14 protein-coding genes are annotated in these 15,723 nt (G+C 46.5%); 6 read left to right on the top strand and 8 right to left on the bottom strand.

All coding sequences use genetic code 11. The annotated features are described in order from the left end of the window. Positions 1 to 612 (bottom strand): FmdE family protein, encoded by a 612-nt coding sequence (locus B2U56_RS08430; protein WP_286953311.1) that lies wholly within the window; start codon positions 610 to 612, stop codon positions 1 to 3. Positions 613 to 803: 191 nt separating this feature from the next. On the opposite strand from B2U56_RS08430, the gene B2U56_RS08425 reads away from it, so the two are divergent. Next, positions 804 to 1,907 carry an NCS2 family permease gene (locus B2U56_RS08425; protein ID WP_286953310.1) on the top strand — a complete coding sequence of 368 codons (1,104 nt, stop codon included), beginning with the start codon at positions 804 to 806 and terminating at the stop codon, positions 1,905 to 1,907. A 7-nt stretch (positions 1,908 to 1,914) separates the two neighbouring features. Then, entirely contained in the window at positions 1,915 to 2,457 is a 543-nt protein-coding gene (locus B2U56_RS08420; protein WP_213700819.1) for a phosphoribosyltransferase family protein, read from the top strand. Positions 2,458 to 2,588: 131 nt separating this feature from the next. On the opposite strand, the gene B2U56_RS08415 is transcribed toward B2U56_RS08420, so the two are convergent. The 4 genes from B2U56_RS08415 to B2U56_RS08400 form a co-directional block, all read right to left on the bottom strand. Next, positions 2,589 to 4,718 carry a heavy metal translocating P-type ATPase gene (locus B2U56_RS08415; RefSeq protein WP_286953307.1) on the bottom strand — a complete coding sequence of 710 codons (2,130 nt, stop codon included), beginning with the start codon at positions 4,716 to 4,718 and terminating at the stop codon, positions 2,589 to 2,591. 38 nt (positions 4,719 to 4,756) lie between these two features. Then, positions 4,757 to 5,920, bottom strand: coding sequence for a permease (locus B2U56_RS08410; protein ID WP_286953305.1), 1,164 nt, complete (start codon positions 5,918 to 5,920; stop codon positions 4,757 to 4,759). A gap of 87 nt (positions 5,921 to 6,007) precedes the next feature. Next, positions 6,008 to 6,250: a thioredoxin family protein gene (locus tag B2U56_RS08405; RefSeq protein ID WP_286953303.1), complete on the bottom strand. Its 243-nt coding sequence runs from the start codon at positions 6,248 to 6,250 to the stop codon at positions 6,008 to 6,010. After that, entirely contained in the window at positions 6,210 to 6,599 is a 390-nt protein-coding gene (locus tag B2U56_RS08400; protein ID WP_286953452.1) for an ArsR/SmtB family transcription factor, read from the bottom strand. The genes B2U56_RS08405 and B2U56_RS08400 overlap by 41 nt, the downstream gene beginning before the upstream one ends. Before the next feature lie 215 nt (positions 6,600 to 6,814). Between B2U56_RS08400 and B2U56_RS08395 the strand changes: the two genes are divergently transcribed. After that, a complete protein-coding gene (locus tag B2U56_RS08395) occupies positions 6,815 to 7,693 on the top strand; it encodes a PhzF family phenazine biosynthesis protein (protein WP_286953301.1) in 879 nt (292 codons plus the stop codon). A 51-nt stretch (positions 7,694 to 7,744) separates the two neighbouring features. On the opposite strand, the gene B2U56_RS08390 is transcribed toward B2U56_RS08395, so the two are convergent. After that, positions 7,745 to 9,307 (bottom strand): ABC transporter substrate-binding protein/permease, encoded by a 1,563-nt coding sequence (locus B2U56_RS08390; protein ID WP_013047483.1) that lies wholly within the window; start codon positions 9,305 to 9,307, stop codon positions 7,745 to 7,747. Next, positions 9,308 to 10,093: an amino acid ABC transporter ATP-binding protein gene (locus B2U56_RS08385; protein ID WP_013047484.1), complete on the bottom strand. Its 786-nt coding sequence runs from the start codon at positions 10,091 to 10,093 to the stop codon at positions 9,308 to 9,310. It lies immediately after the preceding gene. A 206-nt stretch (positions 10,094 to 10,299) separates the two neighbouring features. Between B2U56_RS08385 and thrC the strand changes: the two genes are divergently transcribed. The 3 genes from thrC (at position 10,300) to B2U56_RS08370 (ending at position 13,957) form a co-directional block, all read left to right on the top strand. Continuing rightward, complete coding sequence (thrC, locus tag B2U56_RS08380) at positions 10,300 to 11,499, top strand: threonine synthase (protein WP_013047485.1); 1,200 nt, start codon at positions 10,300 to 10,302, stop codon at positions 11,497 to 11,499. Positions 11,500 to 11,522: 23 nt separating this feature from the next. Beyond that, positions 11,523 to 12,644 carry a pyridoxal-phosphate dependent enzyme gene (locus B2U56_RS08375; RefSeq protein ID WP_213700811.1) on the top strand — a complete coding sequence of 374 codons (1,122 nt, stop codon included), beginning with the start codon at positions 11,523 to 11,525 and terminating at the stop codon, positions 12,642 to 12,644. 122 nt (positions 12,645 to 12,766) lie between these two features. Further along, positions 12,767 to 13,957 (top strand): PLP-dependent aminotransferase family protein, encoded by a 1,191-nt coding sequence (locus tag B2U56_RS08370; protein ID WP_273015734.1) that lies wholly within the window; start codon positions 12,767 to 12,769, stop codon positions 13,955 to 13,957. Positions 13,958 to 14,023: 66 nt separating this feature from the next. Here the strand turns inward: B2U56_RS08370 and B2U56_RS08365 are convergent, their stop codons facing one another. Beyond that, positions 14,024 to 15,373 carry a 4Fe-4S binding protein gene (locus B2U56_RS08365; protein WP_273312947.1) on the bottom strand — a complete coding sequence of 450 codons (1,350 nt, stop codon included), beginning with the start codon at positions 15,371 to 15,373 and terminating at the stop codon, positions 14,024 to 14,026. Positions 15,374 to 15,723: the final 350 nt, after the last annotated feature.

Here is a 15,723-nt window from a genome sequence, read left to right as displayed (position 1 = left end):
TCAGGGCCGTGGAACAACCTTTTCAAAACAGGGGGCACAATAGTATTCTCCTTTGAAACACCGGGCTTTTGTCTCCATGACACCTTCCCCGCAAAGGGCGCACGTCAGGCTTTGTGCCATAGGGGCATGAGGAGGAACTGCCTCTCTCACTGTTCCAATTTCAAAAAGCTCTTCCCCAGGCATGGTCATAATAGCATCGCATCGCTCCTGACGAAGGGCAGCGAAACGCCGACGCTCTTCTTCCGTTATGGTATGAGTGTTAACCTTGGCCTGAAGTTCCCGATAATCAGGACTTCCAGTCCCCTTCCCAGATTCTTTTTTTAATACAAGGCGAATGGACTTTCCGTCCTTTCTCCTATAAAAGGAAAAGGCCATTTTCCCGTAGGGACGAATAATAAGGTTTCCCTTTCCAAGTGTACATCCTGTAAGAAACTGGATAGCATCGATTCCGCACATATCTGTTTCACATAGAGCCACCATTTCTTCGTCAGAACTGTGCCCTACTTCAGCAAGAGCTATCTGGGCGGCACGTATGCCAATGGCTAAACCAGGACACCAATGTCCATGGAAATGAATAATTTGTTCAAGGCATTCAGAAGTTATTGACGGCATGGCCACAGCGAACCTCCTCTTCCGTGTTACAAAGTTTTAAAATCATAACACTATTATATATCAAGCAGTGAAAAGAAAAACCCTTTATAGAGTTTTAAACTTTACAAAAAAAGATTTTTAGGTAAAAATGTTTGCGTTCAGGGAAGACCTGAAAAGAAATTAAAAAAACAATTAAGGAGAATGTGACCCCAATGCTTACTAATATCCTCACTGCCTTGGCTGTTGTTGTGAATGGTATCCCTCAGGGATTGCTGGCTCTCAGTTTTGGTTTTGCTGCCTTCCCCACGGCTATCGCTTTTATTATCGGTATTGCTGGTTCTCTTGTATTTAACTCTGTTGCCACTATCTCTTTCCAAGCGGAAACGATTACTTTGGCAGGAACAATGGGACGTAACGTTCGCGAACGTCTTAGCCTCGTTTTCTGGGGCGCGGCTTTTCTTTTTATCCCCTCTGTTTTCGGATTGAATGAAGCCATTGTTGCCTTTATTGGCCCTACCATCGTAACATCTATGATGGCTGGAGTTGGAGTTATGCTTGCCTATGTGGCCATTGAACTTTTCAATTCTGAACGTTGGTCTGGAACTGCTTCTATGGTTTCGGGACTTGCTGTCTGGCTTGTAACGAAAGATCTGGCATGGACGATTATTATATCTGTTCTTGTTTCTACTGCCGTCTATAACTACCTTCGAGTCAGCAAAAAAGTTGCTATTGAGGAAACAAAAATTGACCTTTCCAGAGAGCGCTTTAACTTTGGTGACATTGAGTGGCGTTTCTGGAAAAACCCCCGTATTTTCGTAGGGGCCCTTGCTCTCGCTTGTCTTAACATCGGAGCTAATATCAGTTTTGGAAAGATAACAGGAAGCATTGCGGGGGCTGAGACAAATATCGATCATCTTGCCATTTACTCCAGTCTGGCTGACATGGGGTCTTCTCTTTTTGGCGGCGGCCCTGTAGAGGCCATTATATCTGGAACAGCTACTGCGCCTAATCCTGTTTTGTGCTCAGTGCTCATGATGGGCATTATGGCCGTGATCCTTCTTATGAAGCTTCTTCCCATTATTGGTAGATATGTCCATCGTTCATCTATTGCCGGGTTCCTGTTTATTCTTGGAACTTTTGTTACTTTCGCTACCAACATTCAGGGAGCCATTGCTTCCGCTCCGGAATTTGCCGGCCCTTACGGGTTTGGTCCCTGGGGTATGGTGATTGCGGCGACGACCCTTGTCTCTGCCCGGTGGAACCCATTCTTTGGCCTCTTGGCCGGGTTGGCGATAAAATTTTATTTTGGAGTGTGATGCAAAAATGAACGATACCTACGAACTGCATATTTCTGGATTAACCAGGAATCTAAAAAAGGTGAGAGTCGCAGATGACCTTGTTATAGCATCGTTTGTAATGCTTGGAGATACAGAACTCATTGAACGAACGGCAGAGGACCTTTATCGCAAACTCCCAGATGGCATTGATTATCTAGTCTGTCCTGAGGCAAAAGGCATTCCCCTTACCCATGCTATTGCCAGACGTTTAGGCATTAATTACGTTATTGTCCGTAAGTCTGTAAAAGGGTATATGGAAAATCCCGTGATAGAAAAGGTGCAGTCCATTACTACCCGTGAGCCGCAGATTATAGTTCTCGACGGCCTGGATGCCCAAAAGCTGGAAAACAAGAGGGTGTGTATTGTGGACGACGTGGTCTCCACGGGGGGATCCCTCAAAGCTCTTGAAAGCCTCCTTTCCCATGTCAATTGCACAGTGGTGGCTAAGGTTGCTGTTCTTCTCGAGGAAGGCGGTTACGAAAGTAAGGATCTGGTCTATCTTGCGAGGTTGCCCGTATTCAAAGAATAGTTCCTTTTTAGACAGCATAAAAGCTCAGCTTTTTCGAAAAAGCTGAGCTTTTATGCTGTTCGAACGTTTGTTCGAAACACTCTTTCCAGGAAAATAGGGTGTCGCTCAGAGATAATGCAGAGGGAGGGCACTTATGATTCCGGCTCGAACCGGATCGTACGCATAGAGTTCAAAACAGCAAGCAAGGCAACCCCTACATCGGCGAATACAGCTTCCCACATTCCTGCCATTCCAGCTATTCCAAGGACGATGAAAAAGCCTTTTGTGGCAAGGGCCAAGATTATATTCTGCCAGACGATTTTACGGGTTCGACGAGCCAGAACAAGGGCATCCGCAACCTTGGATGGATTATCGTCGAGGATGACCACGTCAGCTGTTTCTATTGCTGCTTCTGAGCCAAGGCCTCCCATAGCTATGCCGATGTCAGCAGCGGCTAAAGCAGGGGCATCGTTGAGGCCGTCGCCCACAAAGATAGTTGTTTCATTGGTAGACAGCCCTGATTTAAGCCTGGCCAGCTCCGCAACCTTATCCTGGGGCAAAAGGCTGGCGACGTATTGATCTACGCCTATCTCACGAGCTACCCACTCCGCTCCCTTTTCAGTATCGCCTGTCAGCATGATCGTAGTCGCCAATCCGCCCTTCTTGAGGGCTTTCAATGTGCTGTGCGCGTCAGGGCGGATCACATCAGAAACAATAATATAACCGAGGTAGCGACCGCCCTTTGCTATGTGAACTACGGTTCCTCGCTCCGGGTCTGAAAGGTTCTGGAAACCTTCTCCCTCTAAGAATTTTTTATTCCCAGCAAGGATCCGATGACCTTCAACAATGCCTCGTAAGCCCTTTCCGGAGATTTCTTCGAGATCTTTTGGAGGCAAAAGTTCTATTCCTCCCGCCGCCTCAGTAATTGAACGGGCGATAGGGTGATTTGAGCCTTGTTCCAGCGAGGCGGCAAGGGAAAGAATCTCTTCTTCTGAAATATCCTGCTGGGGCACAATCTTTGTTACAGAGAAAACCCCTTGTGTCAGGGTTCCTGTTTTGTCAAAAGCCACCACTTTGGCAGAATTCATAGCATCAAGGACATTTCCACCCTTTATGAGGATGCCATGGCGCGATCCAGCCCCTATTCCTCCAAAATATCCAAGAGGAATACTGATCACCAAAGCGCAGGGGCATGAAATAACGAGAAGGACCAGCGCCCGGTAAATCCAATTCATAAACGAACCATTTCCGAGAAGGAGTGGAATGGCGGCTACTGCTAAAGCTCCCATAACTACTGCAGGAGTGTAGTAGCGGGCAAAGGTTGTAATAAACCGTTCAGTTGGCGATTTCCGCGCTACAGCGAACTCGACCATTTCAAGAATTCGCGCAATAGTTGTTTCTTCAAAGGCAGATGTTACACGAATGGTGAGAGCCCCCCGTAGGTTTATGCTTCCGCCATATACCCTTTTGCCGGGTTCTGCCGTTACAGGTACCGATTCCCCGGTGAGGGGGGATTGATCAATTTGGGAAATTCCCGATTCAATAATTCCATCCAGGGGGATTTTTTCTCCCGGCCGAACCAGGATATGGTCGTTTACGGCAACATCTTCGGGTTTGACATTTCTTTCTTCTCCGTCGCTAAGGAGTCTGGCAAATTGAGGGCGAGCAGCGAGAAGGGCGCGGATAGAGCTGCGGGACCTTGATGCTGATAATTCCTGGAATAGTTCTCCAGTTCTATAAAAAAGCATAACTGCTACAGCCTCTGGAAGTTCCCCAATAAGAATCGCTGCAATAGTGGCGATAGACATTAGGAAGAATTCGTCCATCCCTTTCATGGCCTTTAGATTTTTAACTGTGTTCCAGAGCACTTCTTGTCCACTAAGAAAGTAAGCGGCGAGGAAGATGGAATATTCACCTAGGCTGTAAGGTGTTGCTGCCAGCTGTTCTCTAAAAGCAAGTCCTATGATAAAGAGGATGGCGGCAATTCCAAGGCCCTTTCCTTCTTCCTTAAATCGCTTTATTAAAAAACTCTTGCCTGAAGAGGGCTTTTCTGAAGAAGCATTTTCCACATTATTAACGAGCGTTACTGTTACCCCTGGTTCTATGCGAGTAACAATGGCCCTTATCTTTTCCTCAAGGTCACTTCCATCGTTCTCAACTCTCAATATTTTTGTATCGAAATTGAACAATACCCCACTTACTCCTGGAAGGGCGGATATGTCTGCCTCTATTTGAGAAGCGCAACTCTGACAGTTCAGTTCCTTAATTCTATAGAGCGGCATTGGTACTCACATCCTTTTTAGTCAGCTTTAGGACAATGCTAAAAGAAAGCGCCGTAAATGCCCCCTGCCGCAGTGGATAAAAAAATAACAAGGGAAACATAGGCGACTGTTTTTTTTGTTCCCATAATGCTACGGATCACCAGCATGTTAGGAAGGGAAAGGGCAGGTCCTGCCAGAAGGAGCGCAAGAGCAGGGCCTTTGCCCATACCGGCTCCCATAAGCCCTTGGAGAATGGGGACTTCTGTCAATGTGGCGAAATACATGAAAGCTCCGGCAATGGAGGCAAAAAAGTTCGAAAAGATTGAGTTCCCTCCAACAAGAACCGCAACATAGTGACTTGGGATAAGGGCTTCGTAACCTGGACGTCCCAACAAGAAGCCCGCAAGAAGAACCCCTGAAAAAAGGAGGGGTAATACTTGCAGCCCATATCCCCAGGTAGCGCTGAGCCATTCAGTTTGCTCATCACGGGAAAACCACTTCATTGTTGTCAGAAGAGTAGAACCTAGGGCAGTTCCTGCCAAGATCCACTTTGCATCATATATCGCGGCCCATGTTTCGGACTCTACCTTGGGGGTGGCCCAGTTCGCAAAAATAAGAAAGAAAACCATGCTGGCCATAGCCCATAGGGTTTTCCACAGGGGACGGACTGGTTCTTCAATAGGCAGAGAAGCAAATCCTTCTTGCCGCTTCTTTTCTTCTTCTTTAAAAATGAAAGCCATTGCAAGACCTATAAGTATGCTGAAAGAGATAGCGCCTATGGCACGGGCGAGCCCCATTTCAAAACCAAGAACTCGGGCTGTCAATATAATGGCGAGGATGTTGATGGCCGGGCCTGAATATAGAAAGGCAGACGCAGGGCCAATACCGGCTCCACGGCTGTAAATTCCCGCAAAAAGAGGAAGGACAGTGCATGAACAGACCGCAAGGATAGTGCCTGAAACAGCAGCGACAGAGTATGAAACGATCTTTTGCGCCTGGTTTCCAAGATATTTCATCACTGACTGCTGACTGACGAAAACAGAAATAGCTCCAGCGATAAAAAATGCGGGAACAAGGCAAAGCAGTACATGCTCCCTGGCATATTCATGAAGCATGGCAAAGGCTTCTATAGCGGCGCCGTGTACCCGGGGATTGTCGGCTGGTAAAAAATAAAAGAAAAGGAAAGCTGCAACGATCCATATAAATTTTTTGCGGTCACTCATAACAAAAGACTTCCTTTCACTTATAGGTGGCGGATAGTTCACATAAGGGTCTAAAATAAACCCCGACGGCTAATCGGGGGTATGTTTTTATTTTGCTTCCTCGCGAAGAAGGTCTTTCAGAACTGCTTCTGTTGGAACCCGACCGGATAAAAGAACCTTCCCGTCTACAACAAGGCCGGGAGTTCCCAGCACCCCAAAGGACATAATCTCTTTAATATCTGTTACCTTTTCAATTTCGTAATCGAGGCCTAGCTCCTGAGCCACTTTTTCTGCCATTTCAGCAAGTTTTTTACATTTTGGGCAACCTGTTCCCAATATCTGTATTTTCATCTTCCCTCTCCTTTCTCGCTGCACAATAACACTGTAAGTAATGTTCCTCATAAACTGGGTGCCCCTGGATAACCCGCTCGATACATTGAAGCATTGAAGTGAGGCAACGCATTTTCAGGGAATAGTAGATGTGCAGTCCATCCTTTCTGTCTTCGATAATATCGAGATCTCGAAGAAGTGCTATATGTTTGCTGATTGTCGTTCTGTCAAAATGAAAAAGTTCCGCTATTTCACAGGCGCACATCTCATACTTCGCGAGGGCTTCCACAATAGAAAGACGAACTGGATGGCCCAGGGCTTTGAAAATAGCTGCTTTCTCTTGTTGCAGTTTATCCTTCAATAAAATCACCTCACTATGTGGCAATAATACCACATAGTGAGGTGGGGTTGTCAATACGGAGGATTACATTAAAGAGGGGCAAGGTGGCATGGTTAAATTAGAGTTATAATAAACGTGAAATAAAAGCGCTGCGGTGGCTACGAGTTAAGGTCCTATTGCTGTTTTTCCTGGCCTATGGGGAAAAAGTATATACTGAAAAAGCAATAAAGGAGGGGAGGTTCGTCGTGAAAAAATATGAATTTTATATTGTAGATGTTTTTGCGGAAAAAAAATATTCGGGGAACCAGCTTGCTGTAGTTCTTGGAGCAGGAGATCTTTCGAAAGAGGATATGGAGAGTATTACGAGAGAGATGAACTATTCAGAAACAACCTTTATTTTGAATCATTCTCCAGTAAACGGAGGCTATCCTGCACGGATATTTACTCCAGGGGGGGAAGTCCCTTTTGCAGGCCATCCCACTTTGGGAACAGCTGCTGTTATCGCCAGGGAAATAGCGCCTGGAAACCCTGATTTTATTACTTTAAACCTCCAGGTTGGGCCGATTCCCGTGATGAGAAAGGATCATCTTTATATTATGAAGCAGAACCAGCCAGAGTTCGGCCCTGTCTATCCCCCCGAAGATCTGGCGAGGGTGTTGTCCATTGATGCAAAGGAAATAGAAACAGGTGCCCCTGTCCAATGGGTTTCCACCGGTTTGCCCACAGTTATAGTGCCTCTTAAACGAAGAGAGGTCCTGAGTCGAATCTGCATAAATCGTAATGAATACGAGGATTTCATAGAGAGAATGGGCAAAGTCGCAATTTCAATCTATTGCAAAGAACCTATCCACAGACATAACCATCTTCATGTCAGGGTTCTTACCTCGTGTTTCGGGGTGGAAGAAGATCCCGCAACGGGAAGCTCTGGAGGGTGCCTGGCTGCCTATCTTGTTCGCCATAAGGTCATGGGGGCATCTGTAATAGAGGATGTGAGGGTAGAACAGGGATACTCTCTTCAGCGTCCCTCTCTTCTTTTTCTCTCTGCATCCGACCAGGATGGCGGAAAAATTGATGTACACGTGGGCGGAAGCGTCATTTTTGTAGCAAAGGGCGAGTTGATCTAAAAAGGGCTGTCCTTTTCGTGGACAGCCCTTTTATCTGATTAACTATTTTGATCAATAGGAACCAGGTTTTTTCCCGACTAAAGAGCCGGAGTTTTTTTGTCTCTTCCCGCCTTTTACGGCAACGGCCATTTTCTTTTCAGTCCATCGCGCCAGGCGCACGAAGGGCAACCCAAGCAAAAAATAAATGATGGCAACAATAATGCCAGTGCCGAAATAGTCGTAATAGGTTGTAGCCAGCTGGCCATAGGCCTTTGTCAAATCCACCATGGTAATGACGGAGACCAGTGACGAATCTTTCAAAAGAGAGATAAAGTCATTGGTTACCGGTGGCAAGGCGACTCGCAAGGCCTGAGGCAATACCACGTGTCTCAGAGCCTGCCACCGTGTCATTCCAAGAGCCAAAGCCCCTTCCATTTGTTGGCGAGGCACAGATAGGAGCCCAGCTCTGTAGTTTTCAGCTTCATAGGCGGCGTAATTGAGCCCAAGGCCTAATATTCCGGCAAAGAACGGGCTCAGTTTTATCCCTATGTTGGGGAGACCATAAAATATAAAGAAGAGCTGAATCAGGACAGGCGTTCCCCGAATTGCCTCAATATATCCGATGGCCAGACGAGAGAGCAAAGTAGGCCCAAATATTTTAGTCATGGCCAAAAGCAGGCCGAGGAAAATAGCCAGAACCATAGATGCAATGGATACCTTCATGGTAACGATGGCTGCCTTGCCCAATATAGGCAGGAAGCTTGCGTATCGATTTAACCGTTTGGCTAAAGTAATGTCAGGTTTTTGGTGTTCCGCCCAATGGTTGAACATGGAAGCTTCGATCTTGCTTGGAGAAAAATCCTGAAACATTTCGGCCATCATGGGGCTCCACATGTTCCAGCGGTCATAGATCTCCCGAAGTTTCCCGCTGTCTCGAAGATAGACGATAGCTTCATTTATATCTGAAAGCAGTTGCTTGTCTTCTTTGCGAACAGCAATTCCATACTCCATACGTCCAACGGGAGGGCCCACAAATACTATTTCAGGGTTGAACCCTGCATAGTAGACGCCGATGGGATCGTCAAAGAGTGTTGCGTCAAGACGTCCGTTTTCGAGATCGTTAAAGGCATTGATCTCATCTTCGTAGGTTCGTATGTCCTTAATGCCGGCCTCTACGAGGGTGAAATAAGCATAGGATTGTTTTAGGGTTCCCACAACTTTTCCCTTGCAATCTTCAAGGGTTTCAATGTCTTTTGTCCCCTTCCGGACGGCAATCTGTAGAAAGGTTGCGTAGTAAGGTATGGAGAAATTTACAACCTCTTTATGTTCCGGCGTGATTTCAAGGCCATCAAGGGTGACATCGTATAAATGTCGTTCCAGGCCAGGAATAAGATTATCCCATCCGTTCTGGACAAATTCGGTTTCCATACCAAGATAATCGGCGATGGCATCTATGATCTCCACTTCGTAGCCAATGAGGCGATCCATATCGAAGGGATCGTAGAACATATAGGGTACGCCCCCCTCAGTATCTCCTCCCCATTTGAGCACAGGTTTATCGGTAGCGTAGAGAGGAGACCCACACGCCGCAAAAACAATAAACAGAGCGCAAAGGAATCGTATCAGCCTTTTCATTTATGCTACATCCTCTGAAAAGTGTCTGAGAAATGCTTTCGTTCGTTTGTTTTGAGGTGTTTCAAACAGAACATCGCCGTCAGCCATTTCAACGATCTCCCCGCCGTCCATAAAGACAATATAGTCAGAAGCGTTGCGGGCGAATCGCATTTGATGGGTTACGATGATCTGAGTCATGCCTTCATTATCAAGATCTTTCATGACCTGCAGAACTTCCCCCACTAATTCGGGGTCGAGGGCTGAAGTCGGTTCATCATAGAGCATGACTTTGGGATTCATGGCGAGGGCGCGAGCAATAGCCCCACGTTGAGTTTGTCCGCCAGATAGGGTGGCTGGATATTTGTGGGCGTGTTCGGAAAGGCCAACTTTTTCAAGCAATCTCAACGCTATTTCATGAGCTTCTTCTTCACTGGCCTTTTTAACGACCATAGGGGCCAGCATAACATTTTCGAGAACGGTCCGGTGAGGAAAAAGATTAAAACTTTGAAATACCATTCCAACTTCCTGTCTCATATGATGACAGGCTTCCAGAAAGCTTTTGTCCAGTTCCTTTTCCTTGCCGGTGCGGCTTACCGTAACGCCGGCGATAGTAATGGTTCCGGAATCGATGTACTCGAGACAATTGAGACACCGTAAGAACGTTGACTTGCCGCATCCTGACGGCCCTATGATAGAGACCAGATCCCCCTCATGAATGTCTATGGAGATTCCATTCAAAACTTCTCCATCCTCAAAGCTCTTGTACAGATTTTCAACGTGAATCAAAGGTATAGCCGCACGTGTCAACCCGTCTCAACCTCCTAACTATTTTTTTGTGTGATTTCACTCTCCCCGATTTGGTTTTGAGTCTTCATATTTTGATTACAAGCAGGCATAGTATGACAGAAAAAAAAGCAGATGCAAGATGTAAATTTAAAGGAAAAAACAAAAAATAATGTTTTTCTATACGTTATAATTTCATTATGGATATTAACAGGGAGGGATCTTTTTCGATGTTAGAAAAAAAGCTTATATGCACTGCCTGCGGATCAACGTTTTCTCTTCGAGAGAACCTTGCACGTTGCCAAAAGTGCAGGGAGCCACTTGAGATCGAGGAGTTTATTTCAAAGAATATCGATACGGAAGAACGATCGGACATCTTCAAACGGTATAAGAGCTTTTTCCCCTTTCAGTCCAGTTGCAGCGGCCTTTCCCTTGGCGAAGGAATGACCCCCCTTCTTTCAGCTCCCTCCTTTGCTGAAAAATACGGGGTGAAAGAAATATTTTTAAAGAACGAAACAGTAAACCCCACGTGGTCTTTTAAAGACCGGGGAACAGCCGCGTCCATTCACCATGCCATTGAACTTGGTTTTCGCCGAATCGGAACTGTCTCTACAGGAAATATGGCAGCTTCCGTAGCTGCTTTCGGGGCAAGAGCAGGCCTTGAAACGACAATCCTTGTGAAGGGGGATATCCCTTCTGAAAAACTCAATCCGGTTGCCATCTATAATGCCCGTCTGATCAAGGCTCTGGGCGACTATGACCGACTTTACGAAGAAAGCCTCCGCCTGGGAGAAAGATATGGCATCTACTTTATGAATTCCGACGTTCCCTTCAGGGTCGAAGGGTCTAAGACCATTGCTTTTGAAATATGTGAACAGACAGAGTTTAATGTTCCTGACTTTGTTATTATACCAACAAGTGCCGGCGGCAACATTCGAGGCATAGAAAAAGGGTTTAGAGAGTTTTACAAATCCGGGCTTATTCCTCACATACCAACGATTGTCGCGGCTCAGGCAGAAGGATGTGCACCAATAGCGAGAGCCTACGAAAAGAATTCTCTCACTATTGAGCGGTTCCCCAACCCCCACACTGTCGCCCACGCCATAGAAAACCCTTTCCCCCCAAGCGGCAACCAGGTGTTAAGAATGCTTCACAGGCAAAGGGGGGTAGCTGTGGCAGTTTCAGAAGAGAGCATTTATGAATCTCAGCTAGAACTGGCAGGGATGGGGTTGTTTGTTCAGCCAGCTTCAGCTGTTTCGCTGGCGGCCCTTAAAAAACTGCGGCAAACTGGCTCTATCTCTTCAGAACAGAGAGCGGCATGTATCCTTACAGGGAGCGGGTTGAAATACACAGCTGTTTTCGATGCCTACAATCTCAATGCCGAAGAGTGTCTTATAGATGATCTTGAGAAGCTTCTTGCAGTGAAATGAAAGGCAAAGGGGAGTAAGGGAGAATGCTGCTGTGTGAGCGGTGTCATCAACAACATGAAGAGGACAGTAAGTATTGGAGGTGCCCCTGCGGCGGGGCGCTTCTTCTCCACGTTGACGAAACCCGATTTCCTTCGCAGGAAGCTTTGCAATCCCGCCCTTCATCACTTTGGCGGTATAAAGAGGCTCTTCCTTTAAGGGATGGAACGATTCCTGTTTCTCTTGGTGAAGGTCTTACCCCCCTTGTTCCCTTGCCATGGAAATCCGGCCGGGTTTTCTTTAAGCTTGATTATCTCTGTCCCACCGGTTCCTATAAGGATCGGGGAGTTGCCTATGAGGTAACAAGGCTGAAAGAACTGGGCATCTCTTCCATTGTTGAAGATTCGTCGGGCAATGCAGGGGCAGCTATGGCTGCTTATGCCGCTCGGGCAGGCATTCATTGTCAAATTTTTGTTCCGGAATATACCTCTGCAGGCAAGTGTGTCCAGATTGAAAGTTATGGGGCAGAACTTGTACGGGTTCCGGGAAGTCGGGAAGACACCACTAGAGCTGCAGAGCAGGCGGCATCCCATACTTATTATGCCAGTCATAACTGGAGCCCCTATTTTGTTCATGGAATTAAGACCTATGCTTTTGAAATATGGGAACAACTCCAGTGCACAGCGCCTCATAAGATCATTGTTCCGGCAGGGCAGGGAAGCCTCGTTCTGGGCTGTTATCTTGCCTTCCGACATCTTCTTCAATCAAAGATCATCTCTCGCTTTCCTCAAATCATCGCTGTTCAGGCAAAGAATTGCGCCCCCCTCTATGAGGCTTTTATTCAGGGGAAAGCAGAGCCCGTCCAAATAGAGAAACGGGAAACCATAGCGGAGGGAATTAGTTCCGCCCTGCCTGTACGGGGAAGGGAAGTTCTTGCCGCTATCAGGAAAACAGGGGGGGAAATGCTGGCAGTTGATGAAGAGGAGATAAAAAGAGGTTTTTATGATTTGGCCAAGGCCGGCCTGTATGTAGAACCAACCAGTGCAGTTGTAGCGGCAGCATTGGCTAAACTGGAAGGCCAGGGGAAGCTTTTAACCAGCGAAATAACAGTGGCCTTCCTTTCGGGTTCTGGCTTGAAGGCCACTGATAAGATTTTGCACTTAAAATAAATAACAGAATGAATTTTATAAATACGCATATAATTTGATAATTTAGGAATATCCCTTCCCATAAAGCCCTCTTTCCTGATATAATCCGCCCTAAAATTCTTAACCAACAGGAGGGCTCTACTATGAACAAATACATTTTTGCAGAGCGGATGAAAAATTTTCAGGCATCGGATATCGCCGCCATTCTAAAGGTGACAGCTGATCCTGAGATTATTTCTTTCGCCGGCGGCCTTCCGGCTCCAGAACTATTTCCGATTGATGAGATGAAAGAAGTTGTTGCTCATGTTCTCGAGAAGCATGGTAGAAAAGCCTTGCAATACTCGACAACAGAAGGACATGTTCCTTTGCGGGAAAAGATTGCGAGCCGGATGAACCGGAAATACCAGACCCGTTTGGAGAGCGGCAACATAATGATTACCACGGGATCCCAACAGTCTCTTGACCTGTTGGCTAAGATGTTTATCGACGACGGAGATGTCATCTTATGCGAAAGCCCTACTTATCTCGGTGCTCTCAGTGCCTTTAACGGCTATAACCCGCGGTACGTGGACGTCGAGACAGACGAAGACGGAATGGTACCAGAGGCTCTCGAAAAGGCTCTGAAAAGAGAAAAAAGAGCCAAAGCAGTCTACGTTATTCCAGATTTTCAGAACCCTACAGGCAAAACGTGGACTTTTGAGAGAAGAAGAGCCTTTATGGAAGTTATTAACCGTTACAATATAGTGGTCTTTGAAGATAACCCCTATGGGGAGCTTCGATTTAAAGGGGTCGTACCCCCTTCTCTGAAATCTTTTGACACAAAGGGGCAGGTGGTTCTTCTTGGAACCTTCTCGAAGATCTTTTGTCCGGGAATGAGAATTGCCTGGCTTTGCGCAGAAGGAGAAATATATGAAAAGTTTTCGTACCTTAAGCAGGCTGCTGATCTTCATTCCCCTACGCTGAGTCAGTATGAGATCGACACCTATATGGAAATGTACGATCTTGACGCTCATGTAGCTCGTATCATAGATGTCTATAAGGAACGGTGCGACATTATGATAGAGGCGATGAAGGCGGAGTTGCCGCCTTCAGCTTCATACACCGTGCCGGAAGGCGGGCTTTTTACATGGGTAGTGTTGCCTGAAAATCTCAGTGCCAGAGACTTGCTCATGACCTGTATTGAAAAGAAGGTTGCCTTTGTACCGGGAGGAGCCTTCTTCCCTAACGGCGGCCATGAGAACACCTTGCGCTTGAACTATTCCAACATGCCGCCAGAGAGAATTGTACAGGGAATCAAACTACTTGGAAACGCTATAAAAGAACACCTTTGTTAAAGATAGGGGAGCCTGGCTCAGTAACGAGCCAGGCTCCCCTAATATATTGCCCTGAAGAAAACGTCGCTACTGTTTTAAAAGCTTTTTCACTGCTTCACGAATAACACTTACTTCTGTTTTGTATTCTGCGGCGAGTTCCTTTAAAGGCTTGTCCTTTGGGGCATCCATGGGCCATCCTGCCTCAGCCAGTATCTTTTCAGCTGCGAGTCCATAGGTTTCTGCAATGCTCGACAGCGTCAACGAACCTTTTATTTCTTCCGGGTTTTGAGGGGTTGTTTGGGGGGACGAAGGGATCTCGATTTTTTGTTTTTCCAAATAGGCTTCAAGGAGTGCTCGAAGTTCCTCATCATTAACCCCTTCAATGTTTTTTAGCGATACATCGCGAGGAATGCCAGCCGGAAGATTTGTAATGGCAATAACCTCCTCCTCGGTAAGTTTCACAGTTTCCGCCACCTGGTGAAGGGTCATCCACCCATAGATACCGCCTGCTGCATTCCTTACTCCTTCAGTAGTAGATGGGGCGTAGGTCGTCCATTCCCCAGATAGACGGGCCGCACCGTAAAAACCAAAGAAGAGAAGTAAACCGACTATTCCGACGGCGAGAGAGGAGAAGAACTTCTTTTTCTTTCCGAAAGAGAGAGTTTTCTCCACAGGACACGTGTCAGCACATCGTCCACAGGCAATACATTCCGCGCTGTTTTCTGTTTCTTTTGCTTCAGGGTTGAGATTCACGGGACATGACGTATGACATAAATGACAATGAATACAAGATGAATCATTTCGACGAATCTTTACCAGGCTTAATTTCTGGCCAAGGGCAAGAAGGGCTCCGAGAGGACAAAGATAACGGCACCAGAATCGCTCAATCCATAAACTCGCGGCAATTACAGCACCAAAGAGCACTATATATGCCCAGGGCTTTTCCACTACTTCTTTCCAGCCTGCGCTGAGGTGCATCCATGCTACCCACGGATCATAATTACGCCATGCGAGGGTGCCGAGTTTCCATGTAAAAAAGAGAATGAGGGCGAGAACGGCATACTTTAGATATCGTGCTGGTCGATCAACAGACTCTGGCAGCTCTCTGGGGGTTATGGCCAATTTTCGAGCCGCTTTTGCGGAAAGCTCGCCTATGGTTCCCAAGGGGCAGATCCAGCTGCAAAAAATACGCCCTACGACAACAGTCATTGCTACAACACCAGCAAACAACACAAGAGAGCTTGGTGCCAATCTTCTTAGCCATGTCCCTGTTTTTAAATAAGCATATAATCCCTCTATACCTCCAAATGGGCATAAAGCATCTACTGGCGGCATTCCTTCGGGGCCGCCTCCTAGAAGTTGATGCCGATAGCCTATCCATGATAAGAAGATGAGAAATGCAAGTTGAACGGCCAGACGGATCTTTTGCGATTTCATAGTCGTACCCCCTTCTTTTACTCCTTTGTTTAAAATTATCTTTTAGAAGAGAGGTTTTGGCTATCGGCAAAAAGACGTACTCCACGGAGGTATTTGTAACGAACGCAGAGACGAAGGGCTACGTTTTTCTAATCACCGGTACTTTCATCACTCCGTTTCTTTTTGATAATGAGAACGGCAGCGATTATACCTACGCCAATAACGAGCCAGATCATGGTTAAGGCGTTCATACATATTCACCTCCTCACCTATGCCGTTGGGAGTCCTTGCATTTTTTGAGAGAAGTTGCTTTTTGACACGCACGAGGCGCGGTTGAAAAAACTAAATCTAGTGAATAGATAAACAATTGC

The sequence above is a fragment of the Aminobacterium sp. UBA4987 genome (assembly GCF_002396985.1).
GTDB lineage: Bacteria > Synergistota > Synergistia > Synergistales > Aminobacteriaceae > Aminobacterium > Aminobacterium colombiense.
Note: the sequence above shows the minus strand (reverse complement) of the source record. Positions and strands in the feature narration are given on the sequence as shown.

What these genes read in the sequence shown, in the direction of transcription:
- B2U56_RS08430 (WP_286953311.1), bottom strand. Translation starts at nt 612, where the DNA reads ATGCCGTCAATAACTTCTGAATGCCTTGAACAAATTATTCATTTCCAT.
- B2U56_RS08425 (WP_286953310.1), top strand. Translation starts at nt 804, where the DNA reads ATGCTTACTAATATCCTCACTGCCTTGGCTGTTGTTGTGAATGGTATC.
- B2U56_RS08420 (WP_213700819.1), top strand. Translation starts at nt 1,915, where the DNA reads ATGAACGATACCTACGAACTGCATATTTCTGGATTAACCAGGAATCTA.
- B2U56_RS08415 (WP_286953307.1), bottom strand. Translation starts at nt 4,718, where the DNA reads ATGCCGCTCTATAGAATTAAGGAACTGAACTGTCAGAGTTGCGCTTCT.
- B2U56_RS08410 (WP_286953305.1), bottom strand. Translation starts at nt 5,920, where the DNA reads ATGAGTGACCGCAAAAAATTTATATGGATCGTTGCAGCTTTCCTTTTC.
- B2U56_RS08405 (WP_286953303.1), bottom strand. Translation starts at nt 6,250, where the DNA reads ATGAAAATACAGATATTGGGAACAGGTTGCCCAAAATGTAAAAAACTT.
- B2U56_RS08390 (WP_013047483.1), bottom strand. Translation starts at nt 9,307, where the DNA reads ATGAAAAGGCTGATACGATTCCTTTGCGCTCTGTTTATTGTTTTTGCG.
- thrC (WP_013047485.1), top strand. Translation starts at nt 10,300, where the DNA reads ATGTTAGAAAAAAAGCTTATATGCACTGCCTGCGGATCAACGTTTTCT.
- B2U56_RS08375 (WP_213700811.1), top strand. Translation starts at nt 11,523, where the DNA reads ATGCTGCTGTGTGAGCGGTGTCATCAACAACATGAAGAGGACAGTAAG.
- B2U56_RS08370 (WP_273015734.1), top strand. Translation starts at nt 12,767, where the DNA reads ATGAACAAATACATTTTTGCAGAGCGGATGAAAAATTTTCAGGCATCG.
- B2U56_RS08365 (WP_273312947.1), bottom strand. Translation starts at nt 15,373, where the DNA reads ATGAAATCGCAAAAGATCCGTCTGGCCGTTCAACTTGCATTTCTCATC.